Origin of the sequence: Microbacterium murale (assembly GCF_014635185.1) — a bacterium.
Lineage (GTDB): Bacteria > Actinomycetota > Actinomycetes > Actinomycetales > Microbacteriaceae > Microbacterium > Microbacterium murale.
This window is the reverse complement of record NZ_BMCM01000004.1, coordinates 327,761-346,556: the sequence shown is the minus strand read 5'-3', so window position 1 is coordinate 346,556 and position 18,796 is coordinate 327,761. Positions and strand designations below refer to the sequence as shown.

At 66.0% G+C, this 18,796-nt stretch carries 20 protein-coding genes and 1 tRNA gene; 14 read left to right on the top strand and 7 right to left on the bottom strand.

The features are described from left to right. The first annotated feature begins 21 nt into the window (after nucleotides 1-21). From topA to IEV67_RS14025, 7 genes are all read left to right on the top strand, one after another. Nucleotides 22-2,853: a type I DNA topoisomerase gene (topA, locus tag IEV67_RS14055; protein ID WP_188437188.1), complete on the top strand. Its 2,832-nt coding sequence runs from the start codon at nucleotides 22-24 to the stop codon at nucleotides 2,851-2,853. Nucleotides 2,854-2,859: 6 nt separating this feature from the next. Further along, nucleotides 2,860-3,486 carry a dTMP kinase gene (tmk, locus tag IEV67_RS14050; protein WP_188437187.1) on the top strand — a complete coding sequence of 209 codons (627 nt, stop codon included), beginning with the start codon at nucleotides 2,860-2,862 and terminating at the stop codon, nucleotides 3,484-3,486. Between the two features lie 32 nt (nucleotides 3,487-3,518). Beyond that, nucleotides 3,519-4,676: a DNA polymerase III subunit delta' gene (locus tag IEV67_RS14045; RefSeq protein WP_188437186.1), complete on the top strand. Its 1,158-nt coding sequence runs from the start codon at nucleotides 3,519-3,521 to the stop codon at nucleotides 4,674-4,676. A gap of 65 nt (nucleotides 4,677-4,741) precedes the next feature. Beyond that, complete coding sequence (locus IEV67_RS14040) at nucleotides 4,742-6,244, top strand: alpha/beta hydrolase (RefSeq protein ID WP_188437264.1); 1,503 nt, start codon at nucleotides 4,742-4,744, stop codon at nucleotides 6,242-6,244. An 80-nt stretch (nucleotides 6,245-6,324) separates the two neighbouring features. Then, a tRNA-Thr gene (locus tag IEV67_RS14035) sits at nucleotides 6,325-6,400 on the top strand. A gap of 70 nt (nucleotides 6,401-6,470) precedes the next feature. Beyond that, nucleotides 6,471-7,070, top strand: coding sequence for an isochorismatase family protein (locus IEV67_RS14030; protein WP_188437185.1), 600 nt, complete (start codon nucleotides 6,471-6,473; stop codon nucleotides 7,068-7,070). Next, nucleotides 7,067-7,600 (top strand): DUF1697 domain-containing protein, encoded by a 534-nt coding sequence (locus tag IEV67_RS14025; protein ID WP_188437184.1) that lies wholly within the window; start codon nucleotides 7,067-7,069, stop codon nucleotides 7,598-7,600. The genes IEV67_RS14030 and IEV67_RS14025 overlap by 4 nt, the downstream gene beginning before the upstream one ends. Nucleotides 7,601-7,612: 12 nt before the next feature. Here IEV67_RS14025 and IEV67_RS14020 read toward each other — a convergent pair whose 3' ends face one another. Then, a complete protein-coding gene (locus tag IEV67_RS14020) occupies nucleotides 7,613-8,047 on the bottom strand; it encodes an SgcJ/EcaC family oxidoreductase (RefSeq protein ID WP_188437183.1) in 435 nt (144 codons plus the stop codon). 81 nt (nucleotides 8,048-8,128) lie between these two features. Between IEV67_RS14020 and IEV67_RS14015 the strand changes: the two genes are divergently transcribed. The 3 genes from IEV67_RS14015 to IEV67_RS14005 all read left to right on the top strand — a co-directional run bounded on the left by IEV67_RS14015 (nucleotide 8,129) and on the right by IEV67_RS14005 (nucleotide 10,094). Further along, on the top strand, nucleotides 8,129-8,713 hold the full coding sequence (locus IEV67_RS14015) for a PadR family transcriptional regulator (protein WP_188437182.1): 585 nt from the start codon (nucleotides 8,129-8,131) through the stop codon (nucleotides 8,711-8,713). Further along, the gene (locus IEV67_RS14010) at nucleotides 8,695-9,375 is read left to right on the top strand and encodes an IMPACT family protein (protein WP_229703130.1); all 681 of its coding nucleotides are present in this window, start codon (nucleotides 8,695-8,697) and stop codon (nucleotides 9,373-9,375) included. Before IEV67_RS14015 ends, IEV67_RS14010 begins: the two co-directional genes overlap by 19 nt. A 200-nt stretch (nucleotides 9,376-9,575) precedes the next feature. After that, a complete protein-coding gene (locus IEV67_RS14005) occupies nucleotides 9,576-10,094 on the top strand; it encodes a CGNR zinc finger domain-containing protein (protein WP_188437181.1) in 519 nt (172 codons plus the stop codon). Nucleotides 10,095-10,103: 9 nt separating this feature from the next. Here IEV67_RS14005 and IEV67_RS14000 read toward each other — a convergent pair whose 3' ends face one another. The 3 genes from IEV67_RS14000 to IEV67_RS13990 all read right to left on the bottom strand — a co-directional run bounded on the left by IEV67_RS14000 (nucleotide 10,104) and on the right by IEV67_RS13990 (nucleotide 12,392). Beyond that, on the bottom strand, nucleotides 10,104-10,652 hold the full coding sequence (locus IEV67_RS14000) for a type 1 glutamine amidotransferase domain-containing protein (protein WP_188437180.1): 549 nt from the start codon (nucleotides 10,650-10,652) through the stop codon (nucleotides 10,104-10,106). A 104-nt stretch (nucleotides 10,653-10,756) separates the two neighbouring features. Continuing rightward, nucleotides 10,757-11,065, bottom strand: coding sequence for a hypothetical protein (locus tag IEV67_RS13995; protein WP_188437179.1), 309 nt, complete (start codon nucleotides 11,063-11,065; stop codon nucleotides 10,757-10,759). Nucleotides 11,066-11,735: 670 nt separating this feature from the next. Further along, complete coding sequence (locus IEV67_RS13990; RefSeq protein WP_188437178.1) at nucleotides 11,736-12,392, bottom strand: fasciclin domain-containing protein; 657 nt, start codon at nucleotides 12,390-12,392, stop codon at nucleotides 11,736-11,738. A gap of 159 nt (nucleotides 12,393-12,551) precedes the next feature. Here IEV67_RS13990 and sigK point away from each other — a divergent pair, with 159 nt between their 5' ends. The 4 genes from sigK (at nucleotide 12,552) to IEV67_RS13970 (ending at nucleotide 15,618) form a co-directional block, all read left to right on the top strand. Beyond that, nucleotides 12,552-13,151, top strand: coding sequence for an ECF RNA polymerase sigma factor SigK (gene sigK, locus IEV67_RS13985; protein WP_188437177.1), 600 nt, complete (start codon nucleotides 12,552-12,554; stop codon nucleotides 13,149-13,151). Beyond that, complete coding sequence (locus IEV67_RS13980) at nucleotides 13,148-13,906, top strand: anti-sigma factor (RefSeq protein ID WP_188437176.1); 759 nt, start codon at nucleotides 13,148-13,150, stop codon at nucleotides 13,904-13,906. The genes sigK and IEV67_RS13980 overlap by 4 nt, the downstream gene beginning before the upstream one ends. A 19-nt stretch (nucleotides 13,907-13,925) precedes the next feature. Then, nucleotides 13,926-14,555 carry a DNA-directed RNA polymerase subunit beta gene (locus tag IEV67_RS13975; RefSeq protein ID WP_188437175.1) on the top strand — a complete coding sequence of 210 codons (630 nt, stop codon included), beginning with the start codon at nucleotides 13,926-13,928 and terminating at the stop codon, nucleotides 14,553-14,555. A 178-nt stretch (nucleotides 14,556-14,733) separates the two neighbouring features. Continuing rightward, the gene (locus IEV67_RS13970) at nucleotides 14,734-15,618 is read left to right on the top strand and encodes an aminodeoxychorismate lyase (protein ID WP_188437174.1); all 885 of its coding nucleotides are present in this window, start codon (nucleotides 14,734-14,736) and stop codon (nucleotides 15,616-15,618) included. A gap of 104 nt (nucleotides 15,619-15,722) precedes the next feature. Here IEV67_RS13970 and IEV67_RS13965 read toward each other — a convergent pair whose 3' ends face one another. From IEV67_RS13965 to pstA, 3 genes are all read right to left on the bottom strand, one after another. Then, on the bottom strand, nucleotides 15,723-16,667 hold the full coding sequence (locus IEV67_RS13965; protein WP_188437173.1) for a type IV toxin-antitoxin system AbiEi family antitoxin domain-containing protein: 945 nt from the start codon (nucleotides 16,665-16,667) through the stop codon (nucleotides 15,723-15,725). A gap of 214 nt (nucleotides 16,668-16,881) precedes the next feature. Then, complete coding sequence (gene pstB / locus IEV67_RS13960) at nucleotides 16,882-17,661, bottom strand: phosphate ABC transporter ATP-binding protein PstB (RefSeq protein WP_188437172.1); 780 nt, start codon at nucleotides 17,659-17,661, stop codon at nucleotides 16,882-16,884. Between the two features lie 49 nt (nucleotides 17,662-17,710). Continuing rightward, a complete protein-coding gene (pstA, locus tag IEV67_RS13955; protein WP_188437171.1) occupies nucleotides 17,711-18,796 on the bottom strand; it encodes a phosphate ABC transporter permease PstA in 1,086 nt (361 codons plus the stop codon).

Sequence of the window (18,796 nt, the reverse complement as noted above, 5' to 3'; positions counted from 1 at the left end):
CTTCGAAGAAAGGACGCACCCTTGGCTGAAGGCAAGAAGCTCGTCATCGTCGAGTCTCCGACGAAGATGAGGTCGATTCAGGGGTACCTCGGTGATGACTACGAGGTGCTCAGCTCCGTCGGCCACATTCGCGACCTCGCTGATAAGAAGGACATCCCCGCCGCCGACAAGGCCGCATACGGGAAGTACTCGATCGACATCGACAACGGGTTCGACCCGTACTACGTCGTCTCGGATCGCAAGACGAAGACCGTCGCCGAACTCAAGCGTGCGCTGAAGAATGCCGGCGAGCTCCTGCTCGCCACTGATGAGGACCGCGAAGGCGAGGCGATCGCCTGGCACCTGCTCGAGACGCTGAAGCCGAAGGTGCCCGTCAAGCGCATGGTGTTCCACGAGATCACCAAGGACGCGATCCAGGCGGCCATCGGCAACACCCGCGAGCTCGACCTCGCACTCGTCGACGCCCAGGAGACCCGTCGCATCCTCGACCGTCTCTACGGCTGGGATGTCTCCCCGGTGCTGTGGTACAAGGTCAAGACCGGTCTCTCCGCCGGACGCGTGCAGTCCGCCGCCACTCGCATGATCGTCGAGCGTGAGCGCGAGCGCATGGCGTTCGTCTCCGCCGACTACTGGGATGTCGAAGCATCCGCCTCCGCCACCGGCACGGCCTTCAAGGTGCGACTCGTCCGTGTCGACGGGGGTCAGCTCGCCAGGGGCACCGACTTCGATGACAACGGAAAGCTCAAGAAGGCCGTCGTCGTCCTCGACGAGAAGCGGGCGCTGACTCTCGCGCACGCCGTCGACGCCACGGGTGCCGGCACCGTCACCAAGGTCGAGGCGAAGCCCGGCACGCGCAGCCCGTACGCCCCGTTCACCACCTCCACGCTGCAACAGGAGGCAGGACGCAAGCTCTCGATGAGCGCGAAGCAGGCGATGAGCGTCGCCCAGCGCCTGTATGAGAAGGGCTTCATCACCTATATGCGCACCGACTCCGTCGCGCTGAGCACCCAGGCGGTGCAGGCGGCACGGAGCCAGGCGGTCGCGCTCTACGGCGACAAGGCAGTGCCGCTCAAGCCCCGCGTGTACAAGTCCAAGAGCAGGAACGCGCAGGAGGCGCACGAGGCGATCCGCCCATCGGGGGAGAACTTCCGCAAGCCGTCCTCGGTATCCGGCGAGCTCGACCGCGAAGAGCTGCGACTGTACGACCTCATCTGGAAGCGCACGGTCGCCAGCCAGATGGCCGACGCCAAGTACGAGACCACCACGGTCACGCTGTCGGTCGATGCCGCCGGCGAGGTCGCCGAGTTCACGGCGTCCGGAACCGTCTACACGTTCAAGGGCTTCCTCGAAGCCTATGAAGAGGGCCGGGACGAGAAGCGCGGCGACGCCGACGCCGACTCGAACCAGTCGCTGCCCGCGGTCGCCGTCGGCGACGAGCTCGGGATGTCGGATGCTGAGGCCAAGGGCCACAAGACCACTCCGAAGCCGCGCTTCACCGAGGCCTCGCTGGTCAAGGCGCTCGAAGAGCACGGCATCGGCCGCCCCTCGACGTTCGCCAGCATCATCGGCACAGTGATCGATCGCGGCTACGCGACCAAGCGCGGACAGGCGCTCGTACCGACCTGGATGGCGTTCAGCGTCATACGTCTGCTCGAGGAGCACTTCGCAGACCTGATCGACTACGACTTCACCGCCGCCCTCGAAGACGACCTCGACGCGATCGCGCGCGGTGAGCAGAAGCGCGTCGAATGGCTCAAGTCGTTCTACTTCGGCACCGAGGCGCAGGTGGGTCTGCGTCAGGTCGTCGACAACCTCGGCGAGATCGACGCGCGTGCGCTCAACTCCACGCCCATCACCGACACCGCGACACTGCGCTTCGGCAAGTACGGCCCCTACCTCGAGGTCATCGATCCGACGAAGCCCGAGGAGCGCGGACGCATCGTCAACGTTCCCGAGGAACTCGCACCCGATGAGCTGACAGCGGCGAAGGCGCAGGAGCTCATCGACGCACCTGTCGCGGGTGACCGTGTTCTCGGCGAGAACCCCGAGAATGGTCGGCTCATCGTCGTGAAGGACGGCCGCTACGGTCCCTACGTGCAGGAGAACCTGCCGGAGGAGGACGTCGCGGTCGATGAGGCGACAGGGGAGGTCGTCGACAAGCCCAAGAAGAAGACGGCCAAGAAGGATGCGCCCAAGCCGCGCACGGCCTCGCTCTTCCGCTCGATGTCCGTGGAGGACATCGACCTCGACACCGCACTGACTCTGCTGAGCCTGCCGCGCGTCGTGGGCGCCGACCCGGAGTCCGGTGACGAGATCACCGCACAGAACGGCCGCTACGGGCCGTACTTGAAGAAGGGCGCCGACTCGCGCTCGCTCGAGAGCGAGCAGCAGATCTTCGATGTGACCCTCGACCAGGCCCTTGCCGTCTACGCGCAGCCGAAATACGGTGCAGGCTCCCGCCGTGCCTCCAGCGCGCTCGCCGAGTTCGAGGCCGATCCCGTCAGCGGCAAGCCGATCCGCATCCGCGACGGACGCTTCGGCGCCTACGTCACCGACGGCGAGACGAACGTCACGATCCCGCGCGGTCAGAAGCCCGAGGACATCACGTTCGAGATCGCCACGCAGATGCTCGCGGACAAGCGCGCCAAGGGTCCGGCTCCGAAGCGGGGCGCCGCGAAGAAGGCACCTGCGAAGAAGGCCCCCGCGAAGAAGGCTCCGGCGAAGAAATCGCCTGCCAAGAAGGCGCCCGCGAAGAAGCCCGCGGCGAAGACCGACGAGGAGAAGGCCGCCGCACGTTCGGCTGCGGCGAAGAAGGCCGCGGCCACGCGTGCCGCGAACGCGGCGAAGAAGTAGGCGCCGGTGAGTGCACGCTCAGGAGTGTGGATCACTCTCGAGGGGGGCGACGGCTCCGGCAAGACCACCCAGGCCGAGATGCTCGAGAAGTGGCTGACGGATGCCGGGCACACCGTGCTGCGCACGCGAGAGCCGGGCGGCAGCGAGGTCGGTCAGCTGATCCGCGACATCGTGCTGCATCACCGCGGCGACATCGCACCGCGCGCCGAGGCGCTGCTTTATGCGGCGGACCGCGCGCACCACGTGGCGACGGTCGTGCGACCGGCGCTCGAGCGGGGCGAGATCGTGCTGCAGGACCGCTATCTCGACTCCTCCGTCGCCTACCAGGGCGCCGGACGCGTGCTCGATGCCACCGAGGTGCGAGAACTGTCGTTGTGGGCTACCGAGGGTGCGCTGCCCGATCTGACGCTGCTGCTCGATCTCGATCCTGCGACGGCCAGAACACGTCTCGATTCAGCGGACAAGCCGTTCGACCGGCTGGAATCCGAGAAGGCCGAGTTCCACACCCGAGTGCGCGAATCATTCCTCGCGCTCGCCGCCGCTGAGCCCGTGCGTTTCCTGGTGCTGGATGCCGCGGCATCCGCCGAGGAGATCGCCGAAGCCATCCGCCTCCGCGTCGCGCGGCTCGTCTGATCGACGTCGGCGCTGCAGGTTACGCTGAATCCATGTCGTCACCCACCCTCGCCCCGTTCCCGTGGACGGACGTCTGGGGGCAGGACGACGCGGTCGAGGCGCTGCGCACCGCGGCATCCGATCCTTCCGCGCTCTCGCACGCCTGGCTGATCACCGGCCCTCCAGGATCCGGGCGATCCACCCTCGCCTACGCGTTCGCTGCAGCGCTCGTCGCGGACAGCCCCGACGATGAGCACGCGATGCGGCAGGTGTTCGCCGGCACGCATCCTGATGTCACGGCGCTGCGCACCGACAAGGTCATCATCACGATCAAAGAGGCCAGGGCGCTGGTCGAGAGATCGTATTTCGCACCGTCGGCCGGTCGCTATCGGGTCATCGTCGTGGAAGACGCCGACCGCATGGTCGAGCGCACCTCGAATGTGCTGCTGAAGGCTCTCGAGGAACCACCGGAGAACACGGTCTGGATCCTCTGCGCACCGAGCGAGGCCGATCTGCTGCCCACTATCCGCTCCCGCGTTCGCCCCCTGCGGCTGCGCGAACCCGATGTCGACGACGTCACACGGCTGATCGTGCAGCGCACCGGCGCCGATGAGGTCACGGCAGAGCAGGCCGCTCGCCACTCCCAGCGCCACATCGGCATGGCGCAGCGCCTGGCGACCGACGACGCGGCACGGCACAGGCGCGACACGACGCTGCGCTCCGTGCTCGGTGTCCGTGGAGTCGGCAGTGCGGTCGAGGTGGCAGGGCACATCATCCAGGCGGCGACCGATGACGCCAAGGCGCTGACCGCCGAGCGCGACGCCGCGGAACGCGCGAGTCTGCTGCGCACGGTCGGCATCGCCGAGGGGCAGGCGGTGCCGCCTGCGCTGCGCTCACAGATATCCGCGCTGGAGGACGACCAGAAGAAGCGCGCGACCCGCAGCCTGCGCGACGGCATCGATCGAGTGCTCACCGACCTGCAGTCGATGTTCCGCGACGTCGTGATGCTGCAGTACGGCCGGGGCGAAGACCTCATCAACCGGGAATTGCGTGACGATCTGAGCGCGATGGCTCACGCGTGGTCGGTGACACGTACGCTGGTTGTTCTTGACCATCTTGCCGAGACCCGGGAATCGCTGGAGCGCAATGTCGCCCCGACGCTCGCCCTGGAGAGTTTGCTCGTGACTGTCGCGAGCGGGAGGAAACCGTGACCACTCGACAGACTTCTCGCGTGCGACGCATCGTCGCAATCACCGCGGGTCTCGCCGCAGCATCCATGATGCTGAGCGGATGCCTGTACTCGCTCATCCCTGAAGGCGCAGAGCCGAGGCCGTCCACGACGAACGAGCCCGACACCGAGGGCGTCGCGGCCGAACTGCTGCCGTTCTACGAGCAGACGCTGGAATGGACCGAGTGCGACGGCGGAGCGGCGGCAGGATTCGACTGCGCATACGTCACGGCGCCGCTGGACTGGGAGAACCCCTCGGACGGCGCCACGATGGAGCTGTCGATCGTGCGCCACCAGGCCACTGGCACGCCGATGGGATCGCTGCTCACGAACCCCGGCGGTCCAGGCGGCAGCGGCCGCGGCTTCATCCTCGACAGCCTCGACTACGCCGTCGGCGCCGACCTGATCGAGAACTACGACGTGATCGGCTTCGACCCGCGCGGCGTCGGCGACTCCAGCGCCGTGAGCTGCTTCGATGCCGCGAACATGGACAAGTACCTCTACGACATCCCCACCGCCGCGCGCGGCACCGATGCATGGGAGGCCGAACTCACCAAGGCCGACCAGGCGTTCGCGGATGCGTGCGAGGCGAACAGCAACGGCATCCTGCCGTACATCACGACCGTGAACTCGGCCCGCGACATGGACCTGATCCGCGCCGTGCTCGGCGACAAGCAGCTGAACTACCTCGGCTACTCCTACGGCACATTCCTCGGCGCGACATACGCCGAGCTGTATCCGGAGAAGGCCGGCCGGCTCGTGCTCGACGGTGCGATCGACCCCGCCGTTCCCGGACTCGAGGTCGGCGCGACCCAGGCCATCGGGTTCGAGGCGGCGCTGCGCGCCTACATGCAGGACTGCCTCGACTCCGGGTCATGCCCGTTCAACGGCACGGTGGATGAGGCCATGGCAGACCTCGGAGCGCTGCTCGCGAGCGTCGACCGCACACCGTTGAAGAACGACGACGGGCGCATGCTCGGCGCCGACTCGCTGATGACCGCCATCATCGCCGCGCTCTACTCCGCGGACAGCTGGGACTTCCTCACCCAGGCGCTCGACGAAACGCTGCAGGGCGATCCGTACAGCGCGTTCTACCTCGCCGACTTCTACAACGAACGTGAAGACGGCGTCTACCTCTCCAACTCCAGCGAGGCTTTCACGGCGTACAACTGCATGGACTACCCGGTCGAGGACGATCAGGCCGCCGAGGACGCCACGATGGCGAAGATCGAAGCTGCTGCGCCGACGATCGCGCCGTACTGGAGCGGTCCCGACACGTGCGCGGTGTGGCCGTATCCGCCCACCGGCACGCGCGGTGCGATCCATGCCGAAGGCGCGGGTCCCATCCTCGTGGTCGGCACGACGAACGATCCGGCGACGCCGTACGAGTGGTCGGTGTCGCTCGCCGAGCAGCTCGAAGAGGGCGTGCTGATCACCCGCGTCGGCGAGGGGCACACCGGGTACAACAAGGGCAACACCTGCGTGGACGAGGCGGTCGAGGCGTACTTCCTCGATGACGCCGTGCCGGAGGCCGACCTCGAATGCAGCTGATCTGACCGCGCCAAGGCGTCGGTTCGCGATGGTGGCTTCGACAGGGTAATATCGTTGATCGTGCCGCTCTTGCAGCGCACGCCGCCTTAGCTCAGTCGGCAGAGCATTTCACTCGTAATGAAAAGGTCGTCAGTTCGATTCTGACAGGCGGCTCCACAAGCCCCGTGATGTGAACGACATCACGGGGCTTCGCCGTTCGGCCGAGGCATCGGCGTACCCTCGAATCATGACGAAGGCGCTTCTCATCATCGACGTGCAGAACGATTTCACCGAGGGCGGTGCGCTCGCGATCGCGGGTGGCGATGCCGTGGCAGCCGGAGTGTCCGCATTCCTCGCAGCTCGCGCCGGTGACTACGACGTGGTCGCCGCATCGCGCGACTGGCACGATGCGGACAGCGACAACGGCGGACATTTCGCGGATGACCCTGATTTCCTCGACACCTGGCCCGAGCACTGCGTCGCCGGAACGCCCGGTGCGGAGTACGACGAGCTCTTCACTGCGGATGCCGTGACGCACCACGTGCACAAGGGGCAGGGCAAGCCCGCCTACTCGATGTTCGAAGGTGTCACGCAGGATGGCACCACGATCGCCGAGGTGCTGAGTGCGCGAGGCGTGCTCACGGCAGACGTCGTGGGACTGGCGACGGACCACTGCGTGCGCGCGTCCGTTCTCGACGCGACCGCGCACGGGATCCACATCCGCGTGCTGACCGATCTCGTCGCGGGCGTCGGCGCAGAATCCAGCGAGACGGCACTCGCCGAGATGGCGCATGCGGGGGCCGAGCTGATCGAGAGCTCGCAGGCGGCTGAGGAATCCGGCGCGTGAGTCGCAGCGTCCTGCTGCTGCGTGCTGTCAATGTCAGCGGTCGCAATCTCGTGCCGATGGTGCGACTGCGTGAGGTCCTTGCATCCGAGACCGATCTCGTCGGCGTCTCCACCTACATCGCCAGCGGCAACATCGTCTGTGACGAACTCGCGGATGCCGTGGCATCCTGCGCTCGCGTCCGCGAGGTGATCTCGACGGAGTTCGGTGTCGACACTCCTGTGATCACGCGCACCCATGGTGAGCTCACTGCGTCGCTCGAAGCGCAGCCCTTCCATGACGGCATCGAGAAGCTCGTGCACGCGATGTTCCTGGAGGGTGAGCCGTCATCGGATGCCGTCGTGGCGCTCGAACAGCGACTCATGCCGGGGGAGCGGGTCGCACTCGTCGGCCGAGACCTGTGGATCGCCTACAGCGAGCAAGGGGTCCAGGCGACGAAGCTCACGAAGTCCGTGCTGGACAGGGCCCTCGGCGTCGCAGGCACAGCACGCAACCTGCGCACCACCAGGAAGCTCGCCGCGCTCACGGCCTGAGGACGGCGCGCGTCAGGCCGCGGCCGGCTGCTTCTTCGCCCGTGCGTTGATCGCGGCGAACAGGCGGTTGCGCTTGGTGTTCTGAAAGGCGGCGCACAGCCAGCGGTCCCCCTCGCGGACGAGCGTGTAGGTCTGCACCTTGTCGTGGCGGATGTGTGAGCCCTTGCCTATGCCGCCGTCCGTGAGCACCACGGCGACGTCGCCGCCGTAGACGCGCACGTCGAGCACGTTCATCGACATCCGCGTGCCGCGCTGCCACTTCTCGAGCACCGGCACATGATCGGCGCGGATCTCGTCGCGCCCGCGGCTGACGATGCCGGCGAAGATCACGTACGTCGCGTCTTCAGTGAACTCCTGCGCGAACGCGGTCGCATCTCCGGCGTCCCATGCCCGGCGCATCCGCTCCAACGTCTCTGCGATCGCGGGCGGAGTCTTCACAGTTTCCATGGCTCTTCCTCTCTTAGTGCAAGTTGCCATAATAATAGTGCAAGATGCACTAATGCCTGTCAAGCTCGTAGACTCGGTCGCGTGAACGACGCGAAGCGGCAGCCGGGCCGGACCGACCGCGATCTCGCGGCCCTCACGGTGCTCGCCCTGCTCACCGTCGGACCGCGTCATCCCTACGACATCCACCGATTCGTCGTGGAGACCCGCAAGGACTTCGTCACCGGTGCTCCGCGCAGCATCTACCATGCCGTCCAGCGACTCGAGCGTGCGCATCTGATCGAGCCGATCGGATCCGAGCAGGCGGGCGGGCGGCCCGAGCGCACGGTGTTCGCGCTCACGGATGCCGGCCGCGCCGAGGTTCGGCACCGCGTCGCGGCGCTGCTGTCTTCTCCGCAATCGGATCGGACCGTGACGATCGCGGCGCTCTCGTATGTCGGCATCCTCGGCAAGGGCGAAGCGATCCTCGCGCTGCGTGCGCGCATCGCGGCGCTCGACGCACGGATCGCGTCGATCGGCTCGGATCTCGATGCCGCATCCGATGTCCCGGAGATCCTCCTGATCGAGGCCGAGTTCGAACGGAGTCAGCAACGCGCGGAGCGCGACTGGTTCATCGCGGTCGCCGAGCGACTGGAGAGCGGGAGTCTGGCGTGGGTGCCGGAGCGGTGACCAGGCGCTACCCGGCCACGATCGCTGCACCCGTCGACCATGAACTGGTGATCAAGAAGTCTCGTTTCATCGCGCATGTCGTGCCGGTCGCGTCGCCGGAGGAGGCGGATGCCGTCATCGCCGATGTGAAACGTCGCGCGTGGGATGCCGGGCACAACTGCTCGGCGCAGATCACGGGTGATCTGGGCGATCGGGCACGCTCTTCGGATGACGGCGAGCCATCCGGCACCGCTGGCGTGCCGATGCTCGAGGTTCTGCTGCGTCGCGAACTCACCGACGTCGTGGCCGTGGTGACGCGCCACTTCGGTGGGATCAAGCTCGGTGCCGGGGGACTGGTGCGCGCGTACTCCTCCGCCGTGTCAGAAGCGCTCGATCTCGCGACCACGGTCGATCGACGTGTTCTCGCCTGCGTGACGGTCGCGGTAGATCATGCGGATGCCGGGCGCTACGACAACCTGCTGCGTGAGTGGGTGCGTGGTCATGGCGCGCTGCTCGCCGACCCCGTGTACGAAGCGAAGGCCGCCTTCGAGGTGTGGGCTCCACCATCCGAGATCGCGGCGTTGTCGGCCGAGCTGGCGACCGCGTCCAGCGGTGCCGTGCAGGCCGTCGTCACCGGCGCCGAGAGGCTTGTGGGAGTGCCAAGGCCGGCGCCTCGCGGCTGAGCGCCTGTGGGGGCTGGTCGGGCGCGTGCTGCACGTCGATGCGCCGTGCGCCGCATTCCGCACAGCGCACGTACAGCACGTGTCCCTCGCTCGTCATATGGCGAGATTCGATGCTCCAGCCGTGCTCGTGCGTCGCGGCGCTCAGCGGGATGGATGCTGTTGTCGTGGAGGTCATGCTTCCAGCGTGATGTAATGCTGTTATGCATCTCAACCCTTACGGCGAGTACGCGGTGCTGCTGGCGGCATCCCTCGCCAATGACTGGCCGACAGATCGCGCAGGGATCGTCGAGCGCACCCGCGAGGCGGGGATGACGATGGACTTCGCTCATGGCGCGGATGACCACGCGGCGTGCCGAGTCGTGGTCGATGACTGGCTGCGCATCGTCGACAGCGATCGCGATGAAGACCGCGCTGCGATGCTCAACCTGCAGATGGCATCAGCAGCGGCCTACCCGCGCCTGGTCGATCACAACGGCGAAGGATGGCATCTGCATTACCGCGACAGCAACGACGCGCTGCCGTTCGTGCTGCGCGCCGTGATAGGCGTCGGCACCTCGCTGCATCTGGTCACGCGCGGCATGAGCAGACTGCGTCGATGCGAAGCCGAGCCGTGCACGAATGTCGTGGTCGACGTGACCCGCAACGGACGCCAGCGCTACTGCTCCGTTCGGTGCGCGAATCGCGCCGCGGTCAGGCGCCACCGCTCACGCGCCGCGTGAGGAGCACGCTCAGGCCGTCTGACCCGAGTGCGGCCCCTCGGCGATCTCCTCGATCACCTTGGCGTTGAACGCGGGAAGGTCATCGGGCGTCCGGCTCGACACCAGACCCTGATCGACGACGACCTCCTCATCGACCCAAGTGGCTCCGGCGTTGCGAAGATCGGTGGCGAGACTCGGATAGCTGGTGAGCGTGCGGCCGCTGACGACATCGGCCTCGATGAGGATCCAGGAGCCGTGGCAGATCACGCCGACGGGCTTGTGCTGTTCGAAGAACGAGCGTGCGAGTGCGATCGAGGGCTTGTCCAGGCGCAGATGATCGGCGTTCACGACACCGCCCGGGAGGACGAGTGCGTCGAAGTCATCGGCGGAAGCATCCGAAGCGGCGAGATCGACCGTCTGGACATGTCCGTTCTTGCCGGTGATCTCCGAACCGTCGGGTGCGACCATCGTCGCGGTCGCACCGTCACCGGTCACGGCATCCCAGGGGCTGGTGAGCTCGCTGTCCTCGAATCCGTTCGTCGCCAGGAAGGCGACGCGCTTGTCGGTGAGCTTGGCCATCATTGATTCCTTTCGCGGTGAGTGGAGTGCCCCGGATGGGACGCTTCGACTCTCTCGCCGAGGACGGATGCCCTGAAGGGGGTGGTCGATGAGGGTGAGCAGTGCTAGAGGTCGTGAAGAACCGTCGTATCGCAGCCAGGCGGCGGCACACTTCTACCCGCCGCCGTCGAACGCCAGTTGTTCCCCATGCGCTCGTAGGTCACGATGGCGTGGCAGTTACGGCAGCGCACATCACATTTGCTGATCTCGTCTTCGATGATTGACAGACCGAACCCGTTCCGAACGAGTTGCATCACGCCGTCGCGCTTGTTGCCGCCCGGTCGGTGATCGAAGTCGAGTACGCGGAGGTCTGAAACTCCGCAGTCGACACAAGGGTGGTCGTTCAGATACTTCGTGATGAATGCGATGCTCACAGATCGCTGCGCGATCGTCCGCGCCCGAATCACTGATTTGTGGTGTGCCCGATGCTGTCGGTAGTACTTCCGCGATGATGCCCGATTGCATTCGCGACAGACTTCTTGGCGGCCGTCTGCGCGAGAGGACTTCCGATTGAACTCGCACAGCGGCTTGACCATCTGACACGTGCCGCACATCTTCATGCGGTCACGATAACGCCCAGGTCAGACGTTGGATACGGTGGGCCCCATGGGGCTCGAACCCATGACCCGCGGATTAACATACCACTTCGACTTTCGCCGCCGTCCGTCGGACGTTCGTGGTCTGGACTGTCCCTTCACCCTGGCTTTCGCTTTAGGTGCCACCCGTCCAGTCTCTACACCTTCCGGGCTTGCGTCCGGCTTGGCTCGGGATTGCCAACTGGTCTCCCAGGAAGGGTTCCCCGACTTTGAGTGGTGTCATCCCCGAGGTTTCCCTCGAGGCGCTCCTATTATGTTGAAGTCCGATGCTCTGCCAACTGAGCTAGAGGCCCGTATCTCCAGTCTAGCGGGCGTCGGAGGCTGCTTGAATCCGCACCGATTCCGTCGTGAGCTCCCGCCGACGACACAACGCGGCCGCCGGCGACACAGCTTCGCCGGCGACCGCGTCGCCCCCCATTCCGACCTACCCAAAGGTCGGAACTTCTACTTACTCAGCCGGCGGCATGAGGACCGAGTCGATCAGGTACACGGTCGCGTTCGCGGTCTGAACTCCACCGCAGATCACGTTCGCGTCATTGACCATCAGCTCGTCGCCGCTGCCGGTGACCTCGAGGTCGGCACCCTGCACGGTCGGGTGCATACCTGCGATGTCCTCGGGCGCGATCTGGCCGGGAACCACGTGGTAGGTGAGGATCGACGACAGCGTCGCCGAATCCGTCTTCAGTGCCTCGATGGTGGCGGGGTCGATCATCGCGAATGCCTCATCGACCGGCGCGAAGACGGTGAACTCATCGCCGTTGAGAGTGTCGACGAGGTCGACGTCCGGGTTGAGCTGTCCGCTCACAGCTGCGACGAGGGTCTTCAGGAGCGGGTTGTTGGATGCTGCGACCGCCACGGGGTCCTTCGACATTCCCTCGATCGAGCCGCCGCCGTCCGGCACCGCCTCGGCGTACGCCTCGCAACCGGGACCGACGAGGTCGCCTGCGGGATCCATCGCCTCGGGCGTCTCCTGCGACGTCTCTGGTGCGGTGGAGTCGGCCGGCTCTTCGGCCGTGTCCGAACTCATCGAACAACCCGACAGCACGAGAACGCTGGCGAAGCCGAGCGACAGAGCTGCGGTGATCTTCTTCTTGGTGCTGAACATGTCTACCTCCGGAAATCGGAACCGCGGCATTCCCGCGGTGTCGAGGATTCTTCGGAGCCCCTCCGAGATCGGATGGGATCGGATGGATAAATCTTTCTGTTCGATATCGGATGGTGCGCCGATGGGCGAGGGAACGGCACGGGACCAGGCAGATACGGCATGCTTATGTGGATGGTCATTGACGGCGTGGATATGCCGGAGGACGGCTCGGCGGGAGATCTCGCCGCCGACCTCCTCGTCCGTGTCGCCGACGGAGACCAGAGAGCCTTCGCCGATCTGTACGATCTGCTCTCCTCCCGGGTCTTCGGACTGATCCTCCGCGTGCTGGTCAATCGATCGCAGAGCGAAGAGGTGCTCCAAGAGGTCTTTCTCGAGGTGTGGCAATCCGCTGCACGGTTCGCTCCGAACAAGGGACAGGGCAGGACGTGGGTTCTCACGATCGCTCACCGCAGGGCGGTCGACCGGGTGCGTGCGTCACAGTCGAGCGCAGACCGTGACATGCGGGTAGGAACGCGAGATCTCGGTGTCGCGCATGACAGCGTCGCCGAGCAGGTCGAATTGAGCATCGAAGGAGGCAAGGTCGTCGCAGCCCTGGCGACGCTCCCCGAACCGCAGCGGGAGGCCCTGGTCCTCTCGTACTACGGCGGGTACAGCCAGAGCGAGATCTCGGTGCTGATCGGAGCGCCGCTGGGAACGATCAAGACGAGGATGAGAGACGGACTCTCACGTCTGCGAAGCGAGATGGGGGTGAACGCATGAACGAGAAGGAATTCGCCGAGCTGGCTGCAGGGCACGCCCTCCACGCTCTCTCGGATGCCGATGAGCAGCGCTATGCGCACGCCCTCGCCGACCACCCGCAGTGGCAGGCGATCGCGGACGACGATGTCGAGACCGCGCACCTGCTCGCCGATGCCTCATCGACGGCCGCGCCGCCGGCCGGCATACGTGCTGCCCTGCTCGCTCAGATCGCCACGATGCCGCAGGGCGATGACGCCGCGACGCCGGCAGCCGCCGACCAGGTACACGAGGTCGAAGATCCCTTGCTGCGCCCGCCCCGTCGCTGGGGACGCACCATCTTCGCGCTCGCCGCATGCCTGGTGCTTCTCGCCGGTCTGGGTTTCGGAATCGTCGCCCTCACGTCGCAGCTGACGACACCGGCATCCGTCGTCGCCCTGAACGAGATCCAGTCGGCAACGGACGCGCAGAAGGCCTCCGTGGAATTGGAATCCGGCGCAGTCGCCACCGCGCACTGGTCGACATCAGTGGGCAGCGCGGTTCTCGTCGCAGACGGTCTCGAGCCGCTCAGCGACGATCAGACCTATGAGCTGTGGTTCGTGCGCGGCGATGAACCGGTGCCCGCCGGTCTCTTCGAAGCGGATGCCGGTGACGCCACCGCGCTGCTCGAAGGGGCAATGCACGAAGGCGACGTGATCGCCGTGACGGTGGAGCCCGCAGGCGGATCACCCACCGGGCAGCCGACGAGCGATCCGATCATCGCGATCCCGACCGCCTGAGCGCGAGTACCCTGGACGGATGCCCGAGCAGTTCCACCGTCCCGTCCGCCGCCCGTCGGCGTCCTTCGACAATCTCGTCGGTTCCTCTGATTCCGCGGAGGCGACGAGGATCGCTCACGCCACGGCATCCGCTCTGCTGACCCGCGCTCGCGAAGACGAGAGCGGGGAGAGCGCAGAACGCCTGATCGCGTTCACGGCCGAACACGGCATCGACGACATCGCCGAATTGTGGGCGACGGCCCCCGCCGTCTCACTTCCCGGGGCACTCTGGCGCCTGTACCTGCTGCAGTTGGCCATCCACAGTGATCCGCAGACCTCTGCGCTGCTCTACGAACGGGGCCGCGTCGAACTCGGCTCGGTGGATGCTGTCGTCGCGGGCGCGCCGGTGCCGGCGAACCCGGAGGAGATCGTGGCGCTGATCGACACGATCCTTCGGGGTGTGTTCCGCGGCGATTTCTCGGTCGCGCTCGAGCGTGCGGCCGCATTCTGCCGTGTTCAGGTTTCAGGGGCGACCCACACCGCTGACGACTACGAGGCGACCGAGCCGGAGCGCGCGACTGAACTCACCGCCCGTGCCCGACGGCTTCACATGTACGCGGGCGACCTGAGTGCCGCGGCCGGACTCTGGCGCAGTGGCGGACTGAACTGACGCGCACTGGGCAGATCCGTCCAGGACACAGAAAGACCGGGCCGCAAGAACGCCTCTCGGCGGAAGGCCGCTCGCAGCGGCAGAATTTGGAGCCCGGGGTTATGCGGCCCGGCCACTCCATTGTAACGTCCGCACGTCGCTGGTATTCCCTTCGGTGCCGTAGTCGTAGAGTCGCTGTATGACCCGGCGCTTCGCTCTGATCATCGATCCCATAGGTGCCTCCGAGGAGCGCGCCGACTACGCCGACACATTCACGGTCGTGGATGCCGCGGCCCCTGCGCTCAGCGTGGGGGAGCTCAGCACCCAGCGCGGCGACGGCGTGTTCGAGTCGATCGGCGTGGTCGATGGACATGCGCAGGAGGTCCTCCCACACCTCGAGCGGCTGGCGAACTCAGCGCGGCTGTGCGATCTTCCGGTGCCTCACCACGAGCAGTGGCGTCAGGCTGTCGCGGTTGCTGCCTCGCAGTGCCCTGCCGGGGAGGCCGTGATCAAGCTGATCCTCAGCCGCGGCGTCGAGCACGGACCCACCCCGACCGCCTGGGTGACGGCTGCGCCTGCATCCGATTTCGCGACTGTCCGTGAGGCCGGCATCAAGGTCGTCACTCTCGATCGCGGGTACGGCCTGGATGCCGCGGAGCAGGCTCCTTGGCTGCTGCTCGGGGCGAAGACGCTGTCGTACGCCGTGAACATGGCGGCGCTGCGCGAGGCGCATCGCAGGGGAGCGGATGATGCGATCTTCCTCTCCAGCGACGGCTTCGTGCTCGAGGCGCCCACGGCATCACTCATCCTCCGCTTCGGCGATCGATTCACCACTCCGGCGCCCACCGGTGGCATCCTGCACGGCACGACTCAGCTGAGCGTGTACGAGCACCTGGCGGGTCGCGGCTTCGACGCCGGGTACGACCGCATCCCGGCGACGGATCTTTCGAAGCCGGATGCCGCGTGGCTGGTCTCCAGCGTCCGACTGGCCGTCCCCATCACCGCCATCGACGGTGTCCCGATACCCGTCGACCGCACCCTGACGGCCGAACTCAATCAGTACCTCCTGTCGCCCCGCGACTGATCCGTGCACGTTCCAGCGACGCCACCCACTTGTGCTGGATTTCAGACGGACACGGCGCGCCGCGGTCCGTCGGCGCTCGGGCGCGCCGTCACGGACCGACCCCGTCAGAGATGAGGCACGAGCCGATGCGATAAGTGATGCAGGTGGGCGCCCGCTGCGAGCTTGGCGAGGATCGCGGCCGCCACCGTTGGCCAGTCGTGCACAATCATGGCGTAGTCGAATCGCAGCGTCTCGTATCCGAGTGCGGCTGCCCTCGCGTCACGAAGCAGATCCTTATGGCGCAGTGAACCTCGGGCTTTGAGATCGGTGGTGGATCCGTCATCGTGGTTCGACTTTCCATCCGCTTCTATGATCAGACGGTCACCGATGAGGAAGTCCACTTCCCCAACGCCAGCGATTCGCACCTGAGTTCGTGCCGTGATCCCGAGGCGGTGCAGGCGAAGGCGGACGAGGGACTCCAGCCCGCTGTCGGCATCCGTTCGTGCGAACGCGATGAGCCAGCGCAAGCCTTCCGGGACGCGTTCACCAAGCCATCTCAGCCCACCCGGTGACAGCAGGCTCTTTCGCAGTGCTGACTCCAGCGCAACGAAGAACACTTCTTCTCCTTTGCACACCGCGATCTGCAGCAACACGTTGTGAACCGGTGGCAGGTCGCCCAGCCGCGCCACGCCATCATCCCAGTGTGTGCGCGGCGTTCCCCTGCAGTGCGGTCGCCCGCACTCGTGACGCGCTCCAGCGTGTCCCATCCACACGTGCGGCGCCGGAGCGAACTGCGTCGCGACATCCGACATCTCGTCCTCATCGAGGATCCATATCCCGAGCATCCGCCCGGCGACTGTGCATGACGGCACACCACCGTGCTCAGCCGCGTGAATGAGGTCATCGGATGTTCCCACCTCTGCATACACGCCTCGGCGCACCCGAACTATCTCGCCCGCGGTGAGAGCGCGGGCGATCTCTCGTTTGGTCACCCCTCTGGAGAGCAGTTCGTTCGCATGCGCGATCGGGCCGATTGTTGCGAGCACAGTGGTCGCGAGGACGAAACTCATCGTCCGAGCATTCACGCCGCAGCCGGCTCGTGAATGCCGGAACTCCGCGAACGGTGGGAAGCTCAGTCGGATCGCACATCAGTGCAGGCAGAGTCGGCAGCACCGGATCTCAGACGCGCCCGGCGTGCCGCGCGCAGGAATGTTCCGGGCACGCCGCAATAGGGCGGGCTCGTCCGAGATCCGGCACCGGACGTTGCCGGGATGGAGCCGGAATTTACCCGAAGCGGCCCGAGACGTAGTCCTCAGTGGCCTGCACGGACGGCGTGGTGAAGATGGTGGCCGTTTCGTCGTACTCGATGAGCTTGCCCGGCTTGCCGGTGCCCGCGATGTTGAAGAACGCGGTCTTGTCGGAGACGCGGGATGCCTGCTGCATGTTGTGCGTCACGATGACGACCGTGTACTGGGTCTTGATCTCGGCGATGAGCTCCTCGATCGCGAAGGTCGAGATCGGGTCGAGCGCGGAGCAGGGCTCGTCCATGAGGATCACGTCGGGTGAGACGGCGATAGCGCGAGCGATGCACAGACGCTGCTGCTGGCCACCCGAGAGCCCGGAACCAGGCTTTTCGAGGCGGTCCTTGACCTCGTTCCAGAGGTTGGCGCCACGCAGCGACTGCTCGACGAGAGCATCCTGGTCGCTCTTCGCCATACGCGTGTTGTTGAGCTTGACGCCGGCGAGCACGTTCTCCTTGATCGACATCGTCGGGAACGGATTCGGACGCTGGAACACCATGCCGACCTGACGGCGCACGAGCACAGGGTCGACGTTCGCGCCGTAGAGGTTCTTGCCGTCGATCAGCACTTCGCCCTCGACACGAGCACGGGGGATGACCTCGTGCATGCGGTTCAAGGTGCGCAGGAAGGTCGACTTGCCGCAGCCGGACGGGCCGATGAAGGCTGTCACGGTGTTGGGCTTGATGTCGATGCTGACACCCTCGACGGCGAGGAAGTCGCCGTAGAAGACGTTGAGGTCGTTTACTTCGATGCTCTTGGACACCTGAGAGATCCTTCGGTCGGGAAAGCTTCTGTCGGGAAAGGGGGACGGCTCAGCGGCCGGCCAGCTTGGGGGCGAATATCTTGGCGATGAGTCGACCGGCCAGGTTGAGGACCATGACGATCAGGATGAGTGTGAGGGCGGCGGCCCACGCACGGTCGATGTAGGCATCCGCCGGAAGACCGGGGTACTTGGCCTGCATGTAGGAGAACACCGGCAGCGTCGACATCTGTCCGCTGAACATGTTGAGGTTCATGCCCTGCACGATGCCGACCGTGAGCAGCAGTGGCGCGGTCTCGCCGATGACGCGCGCGATCGCGAGCATGATGCTGGTCACGATGCCGGCGATGGCCGTGGGCATCACGACCTTGATGATCGTCAGCCACTTCGGAACGCCGAGTGCGTACGCGGCCTCGCGGAGTTCGTTCGGCACGATGCGCAGGAGCTCTTCCGAACCGCGCACGACGACGGGGATCATGAGCACCGAGAGCGCCATCGAACCCATGATGCCGATGCGCGTGCCCGGCCCCATGATGAGCGCGAACACAGAGTAGATGAACAGACCGGCGACGATCGACGGGATGCCGGTCATGACGTCCACGAGGAACGTGATTCCCCGTGCGAGCTTCTTGCCCTGGCCGTACTCGACCAGGTAGATCGATGTCATCAGGCCGATCGGCACGGAGATGATCGTTGCGCCGAGAGTGATGAGCAGCGTGCCCCAGACGGCGTGGATGGCGCCGCCGCCGTCGCCGACGATGTTGCGCATCGAGAAGCTGAAGAACTCGCCGTCGAAGCGGGCAAGACCGTTGATGACGACCGTGTAGAGAAGCGAGACGAGAGGGAGGAGCGCCACGACGAACGCTGCCGAGACGAGAGCCGTCATCAGCCGGTCTGTCGCGTGGCGTCGACTCTCGGCCACCGTGGAGACGACGAAGATGAGCCCCATGTAGAGGATCATCCCGACGACGAGGGTCAGGGCGATGTTGAAGTCGGCTGGGTCTCCGCCGCTGTTGGCGAATGCGAAGATCGTGCCCGCGATCACGAAGCAGACCGCGAGAAGGGCCCACGGGGCCCACTTGGGCAGATGTCCAGCGCTGGTCGTGTGCGTGGTGGGCGCGACGGCGATAGCGGTCAT